Source organism: Sulfuricurvum sp., from assembly GCF_023250475.1.
In the GTDB taxonomy this organism is placed as follows: domain Bacteria; phylum Campylobacterota; class Campylobacteria; order Campylobacterales; family Sulfurimonadaceae; genus Sulfuricurvum.
This window is the reverse complement of record NZ_JAHFAQ010000124.1, coordinates 1-6292: the sequence shown is the minus strand read 5'-3', so window position 1 is coordinate 6292 and position 6292 is coordinate 1. Positions and strand designations below refer to the sequence as shown.

At 44.8% G+C, this 6292-nt stretch carries 6 protein-coding genes; all 6 read left to right on the top strand.

What is annotated here, in order from left to right; genetic code table 11:
* Positions 1-498: HAMP domain-containing sensor histidine kinase (locus tag Q0C19_RS10265; protein ID WP_295055694.1), on the top strand; the 498-nt coding region annotated here is incomplete at its 5' end.
* Positions 479-1144 (top strand): response regulator transcription factor, encoded by a 666-nt coding sequence (locus Q0C19_RS10260; protein ID WP_295055691.1) that lies wholly within the window; start codon positions 479-481, stop codon positions 1142-1144. The genes Q0C19_RS10265 and Q0C19_RS10260, both read left to right, overlap by 20 nt.
* 136 nt (positions 1145-1280) lie before the next feature.
* Positions 1281-2663: an OprD family outer membrane porin gene (locus Q0C19_RS10255; RefSeq protein WP_295055689.1), complete on the top strand. Its 1383-nt coding sequence runs from the start codon at positions 1281-1283 to the stop codon at positions 2661-2663.
* Between the two features lie 12 nt (positions 2664-2675).
* Entirely contained in the window at positions 2676-2990 is a 315-nt protein-coding gene (locus Q0C19_RS10250) for a DUF485 domain-containing protein (protein WP_295055687.1), read from the top strand.
* Positions 2990-4651 carry a cation acetate symporter gene (locus Q0C19_RS10245; RefSeq protein WP_295055685.1) on the top strand — a complete coding sequence of 554 codons (1662 nt, stop codon included), beginning with the start codon at positions 2990-2992 and terminating at the stop codon, positions 4649-4651. Before Q0C19_RS10250 ends, Q0C19_RS10245 begins: the two co-directional genes overlap by 1 nt.
* Before the next feature lie 107 nt (positions 4652-4758).
* Positions 4759-6292: DUF294 nucleotidyltransferase-like domain-containing protein (locus Q0C19_RS10240; protein ID WP_295055683.1), on the top strand; the 1534-nt coding region annotated here is incomplete at its 3' end.

Here is a 6292-nt window from a genome sequence, read left to right as displayed (position 1 = left end):
TTGAGCTATCTGGTCAAAAAAGATCAGATCGATTATCCCAAGCGTCCTATCGATATGGGGGAATACGTCGCAAAACGGCTTGAATTTTTTGATGAGGTTGCCCACTTTTCCAATCTGACATTTGAGTATCTTCCGCCGGAATTTCCTGCATGGATTCGGTTTAACGAAACCAAACTCCAAAGGGTGATCGATAACAACATTACCAATGCGATCAAATACACTAAAATCGGTGAAATAATTCGTGTCGGGGTGGAATGTGATACGGAAAAGAGCCTGTTTTGGGTTGAAAGCCATTCCCAAAAGATTCATGACGCCCAAAAGATTTTTGAGGCATACTATCGGGAACGTAAAAAAACAGACGGTTTTGGCTTGGGGCTGAGTTTGGTCAAATCGATTTGTGATGAAGACGGAGTAGAGATTAAAATTAGTTCGAACAATGAACTGACCCGTTTCGAGTATCACTTTAAAAAGGGCAATGGTGAAAATACTTCTTCTTGAAGATGAGCAAATGCTCAGCGAAGCGATCCATGAGTACCTATTGTCGCTTGGGCATAGTGTCACTCTCTTTTTTGACGGATCGGAAGCCCTTGCAGCGCTTAAAAACGAGACCTTTGATCTTCTTGTCTTGGATATCAATGTCCCCGGAATCGATGGATTGGATCTGCTTGAGCAGCTTCATGAACTGAAAATCCGTCCTCCCTCTATCTACATCAGTGCACTGGTCGATATCGAAGGGATCAGCCGAGCGTATGATCTTGGGTGTTACGATTATCTGAAAAAACCGTTTCATCTAAAAGAGCTCGCTCTTCGGATCGATAAAGTAATGCAAAGCTGTACCATTCCCCAAAATCATCTTCGTCTTTCAAAAAGTTACGCCTATGATGCATCCACCTCGACATTGATGTGTGATAACGTAACACAAACCCTTACCAAACGGCAACTTCAGATTATTGATCTTTTGGCACGCAATCGCGGCAGGGTCGTCGATTTTGATCAGTTTCGCAGCTATGTATGGGACGAAGAATACGTGGATAACGCAACTATAAGGGCTGAAGTAAGCCGTTTGAAGAAGTCTCTTAAAGAAGATTTCATCCAAAACATCCGTGCATTAGGTTACATGATCGATATTCCCCGCACCCATTAAGTTACTTTTTTACACATTCGTACCCTTTTTTCTCTCTTTACGACGATAATTTTTTCTAATTTAACGATTGCTACGTTCATGCTACGTTTCGTTTTCATAATGACACTGATAAAAAACTTAAGTTCAAGGAGTGAGTATGAGAGGTACAGTATCTCTATCGCTTTTAGCGTCGGCTTTGATAGTCAACGCTTTTGGGGCAGATGATTTGACGGGAATGTTTAGCGAAGGGAAAGTGAGCGGGCAGTTCCGTGAGTTTTCAATTAGTCGTGAAGTAGACGACACTCGTACATTTGGTGGAGCGGCTCGTCTAGGCGAAGATTATACCCGCAGAGCCAACACTATCGGCGGTTATCTTAAATATGATACCGGCGCATGGAACGGATTAAGCCTCGGGGCTGCCGTATACGGAACCGTCGGAGTCCATTTGGGCAATCGTACCGATGTAAACGATGTTGATCCGACCTTGCTCAGTAAAGATAACCGAAACGATTTTTATTTAGGTGAAGCGTATCTTCAATATAAAAACGGCAACACTGCGTTTAAAGCGGGACGTCAAAAACTCGATACTCCGATGGCGGGGAGCGATGATGCACGTATGCTTCCGAATCTTTTCGAAGCGTATGTTTTGAGCAACACGGATGTCAAAGATACGACATTGATCGCGGCGCATGTAACAAAGTTTTCACAAGGAACGTTTGGTCGTGCGTACACTAGCGGAGTCTTAAGTGCAACTGCAGGATACTCTTTGGTAGATGCTCGCGGACAGACCGGGGATTTTACCAATATGGGCGATTACGCTATCGGTGAAAAAACAGACGGTGTCAGCGTTGCTGCAGCGATCTATTCCGGCATTCCTGGATTGAAACTTCAACTTTGGGATTATTACGCACATGACATTTTGAATGCTGTGTATGCGGAAGCCAACTACGGTTTCTCTATGGCCAACGGTGTAGCACCGTATGTCGCGGCACAGTGGATCAATGAAAGAGATGTCGGTTCAAACAATGTAGCGGCTGTCAAAAAAGTTGAGAGTGACTTTATCGCAACCAAAGTGGGTGTGAAAGTGGCTAACTTTGATATCTACGGTGCAGTTTCTCATAACAGCAAAGATACAGATGCCGATAACGGAACACACGGCGGAACTATTTCACCATGGGGCGGTATGCCGGCATATACACAAGGTATGGTTACACGTCACCAGTTTATGGGTGGAACCGATGCATGGAAAGTGGCTGGAAACTATGACTGGAAAAATTTCGGAATTAACTTGAATACAAGTGTATATCATACCGAATTTGATATGGACACATTGAATGGATACTCAGCCGGCGAATCTTGGACAGCTAAAGAATCCGGATTTGACATTATTTTTGTACCGGAATCCGTTAAAAAACTTCAGCTTCGTTTGCGTGCAAACTATACGGATGACTTCTATGCGCGTACAGTCGATGCGACAGCAAGTAAAAACGGTACAGTAAGCTGGAACGAATATCGATTTATCGCAAACTACAACTTTTAAAGGAGGTTTATTATGAAACAAGAGATGGTTGATCGTATTAAAAACGATCCGGATTTTATTCATCTTGTCAAAACGCGCAGTAAATTCGCATGGACATTAACGATCGTTATGTTGGTGATTTATTTCGGTTTTGTATTGACAATCGCGTTTGATCCCTCAATTTTGGGGACGCCGTTATCGGCTGGATCGGTAACGACTGTCGGAATTCCTGTAGGTGTGGCGGTTATCGTCAGTGCTTTTATTTTGACGGGAATTTATGTCCGTCGTGCAAACGGTGAATTCGATGAACTCACCGCTCGAATCAAATCTAAAGCAAAGGGAGAGTGATGAAAGCGTTATTTTTAGCTCTTTTTTCGGTTGCTGCGTTTGCCGGTGAGGCACTCAGCGGTGCGGTAGAAAAACAGCCGCTTAATATGTCGGCCATTATTATGTTCTTGATCTTCGTAGGGGCGACTCTCGGGATCACCTATTGGGCGGCAAAACGTACCAAAACGGCAAAAGATTTTTATACTGCCGGCGGAGGGATCACAGGATTCCAAAACGGTATGGCGATTGCGGGAGACTACATGTCGGCTGCTTCGTTTTTGGGGATTTCAGCCCTTGTTTATGCGAAAGGGTATGATGGTCTGATCTACTCTATCGGATTCTTGGTCGGTTGGCCGATTATTTTGTTTATGGTGGCAGAACAGCTCCGTAATCTCGGTAAATATACTTTTGCAGACGTTGCGTCGTATCGTTTGCGTCAAACACCTATCCGTACATTGGCGGCATTTGGTTCAATCTTGACGGTTATTTTGTATCTGATCGCGCAAATGGTAGGGGCAGGTAAACTGATCCAACTTCTTTTCGGTCTTGATTATGAGATTGCGGTTGTCCTTGTCGGTGTGTTGATGATCCTTTACGTAACGTTCGGGGGAATGCTCGCAACAACATGGGTTCAAATCATTAAAGCATTCTTGCTTCTCTCAGGTGCGACATTTATGGCGATTGCGGTTATGGCACACTATAACTTCAACTTCGAAACCTTGTTTGCTACTGCGGTGCAAATGAAAGAAACAACTTCAATCATGGCTCCGGGTAAACTGGTCAGTGATCCGATCTCGGCAATTTCTTTGGGCATTGCATTGATGTTCGGTACGGCGGGTCTTCCGCATATCCTTATGCGCTTTTTCACCGTTAGCGATGCAAAAGAGGCACGTAAATCGGTTTTCTATGCGACAGGATTTATCGGGTATTTCTATATCTTGACCTTCATCATCGGTTTCGGTGCGATCGTTATGGTATACCAAAATCCGCAATATCTTGACCTTGCAAAACAAGCGATTGACGGCGGTTCTCCGATCCTCGGCGGTGACAATATGGCAGCGATTCACCTGAGCCATGCGGTTGGCGGAGATTTCTTCCTCGGATTTATCTCAGCGGTAGCGTTTGCAACGATCCTTGCGGTTGTTTCAGGTCTTACCCTTGCCGGTGCGTCAGCGATTTCACACGACTTGTATGCGAGTGTTATTCGTAAAGGTAAAGCGGACGGATTGATGGAGATGAAAGTTTCTAAAATTTCAACGGTTATTTTGGGTATCGTAGCCATTTATCTCGGGATTGCGTTTGAAGAGCAAAATATCGCGTTAATGGTCGGATTAGCGTTTGCGATTGCGGCAAGTGCAAACTTCCCGATTTTGTTCCTCTCTATGTATTGGTCAAAATTGACAACACGCGGTGCATTGTTCGGCGGATCAATCGGATTGCTCACTGCAGCGGTTCTTGTGGTACTTGGACCGACCGTATGGGTTGACTTCCTTAAACACGAAGAGGCGATTTTCCCATACAAATATCCGGCATTGTTCTCGGTAACAGCCGCTTTTGTAAGTATCTGGTTCTTCTCGATCACCGATCGAAGTGAAAATTCACGCAAAGAAGAAGAGGCATACGAAGCACAATATATTCGCAGCCAAACGGGTATCGGTGCAGAAGGTGCTGTTGAGCACTAATTGGAACGTCCAAGGAATGAAATTCCTTGGACTACGCTTGCCGCTAAGGCACTGAAGCTTGCCTCGGTTGAGGCAGATTTCTTTCTATGAATTATTAGGAGTCAGCTTTGAGTCTGTTTGACCAAAAAGCACTATTGATGTCGATTCATCCTTTTGACCTTTTGGGTGAGAGGATGATCGAAAAACTGATGACCCAGATGGATATCGCCTATTACCCCAAAGAGACGGTTCTGATCGCTCCGAGGGTACGGGGGGAATCTCTCTACATCATTATCAAAGGTATTGTCAACGAAACCATCGAGGGTGAACTCCAAAACGTATACGGGGAGCGCGACAGCTTTGACGCCAACTCCCTTATCTATGGAAATACCCAAAGTACGTTTAGTGTCGCCGAAGATCTTATTTGCTACGAACTCCCCAAAGAATCTTTTCTTAACCTTCTCCAAGATGTCGAACCGTTCCAAAATTACTTTATGCAAGATTTCATCACCAAACACCAAAACCTCAAAGAGCGTCAGCACCAAAATGAGTTGACCCCTTTTATGGTTTCACGTGTCGATGAGATCTATCTGCACGCACCGTGCATGGTCGAAGCGTCTCTTTCGATTAAGGATGCTTTGCGGAAAATGGTCGATCAGGATGCACCGGTTATTTTGGTTCGTCAGGGCGAAGAGATGGGGATTGTAACGGACACCAATCTGCGGGAAAAAGTGCTTTTAACGGGAAAAAGTACGGATGAGCCTATCGGCGATATTGCCACGTACGGCCTTTTTACGATTGAACAGAGCGATTTTTTATTCAACGCATTGCTCCTTTTTACCAAACACGGGGTAAAAAGACTTGTGGTTACGGCGGGAAATCAGATTGTCGGGATTTTGGAGCAGCTTGATTTGTTGAGCCACTTTGCCAACCACACCCATCTCATCGCCGCATCCATTGACCGCTCAACTAGTATCGGTGAACTTCAAAGTGCTCAGCGCTCTTTGACCCATTTGGTACGCTCATTGACAACCAAAGGGGTACGGGTTCGGTACGTTTCGAAACTGGTCAGCGAACTCAATGCCAAGGTGTATCGCAAAGTGTTTGAAATGGTAGTCCCTGCCGCTCTTCAACACAAATGTGCTTTGATTGTTATGGGTTCGGAAGGGCGCGGAGAGCAGATTCTTCGTACCGATCAGGACAATGCGCTGATTATTCGTGACGGCGAAGATGAAGCTTCCTATGAACATTATATGATGCAGCTGAACGAGCATCTTCTTCAGTTGGGTTTTCCTAAATGCAACGGGAATGTTATGGTCTCTAACCCTTACTGGCGTCGCAGTGTTTCGGGATATCAGAAGATGATTTTCGAATGGATTAATACGTTTAACGAAGAGGCTTTGATGGGCTTGTCCATCTTTTTGGATGCCCATTGTGTTGCCGGAGACGAGAATCTTTTAAACGAATGCAGAACTACCTTGTATGAGCAGTTTGAGGGGCGAAGTGATATTTTGGCCCATTTAGCCAAATCGGCTTTGGCGTTTGAAACACCGCTGAGTTTGTTTTCGGGATTTGTTTTAGGACGTGCCGAACACGAAAGCGAGTTTGATATCAAAAAAGGGGGAATTTTTGCGATTGTCCACGGTATCCGTATTTTGGCAC

Bases quoted from the DNA above. Each gene is read 5' to 3' on its own strand.
- Q0C19_RS10255 (WP_295055689.1), top strand. From the start codon at position 1,281: ATGAGAGGTACAGTATCTCTATCGCTTTTAGCGTCGGCTTTGATAGTC.
- Q0C19_RS10250 (WP_295055687.1), top strand. From the start codon at position 2,676: ATGAAACAAGAGATGGTTGATCGTATTAAAAACGATCCGGATTTTATT.
- Q0C19_RS10245 (WP_295055685.1), top strand. From the start codon at position 2,990: ATGAAAGCGTTATTTTTAGCTCTTTTTTCGGTTGCTGCGTTTGCCGGT.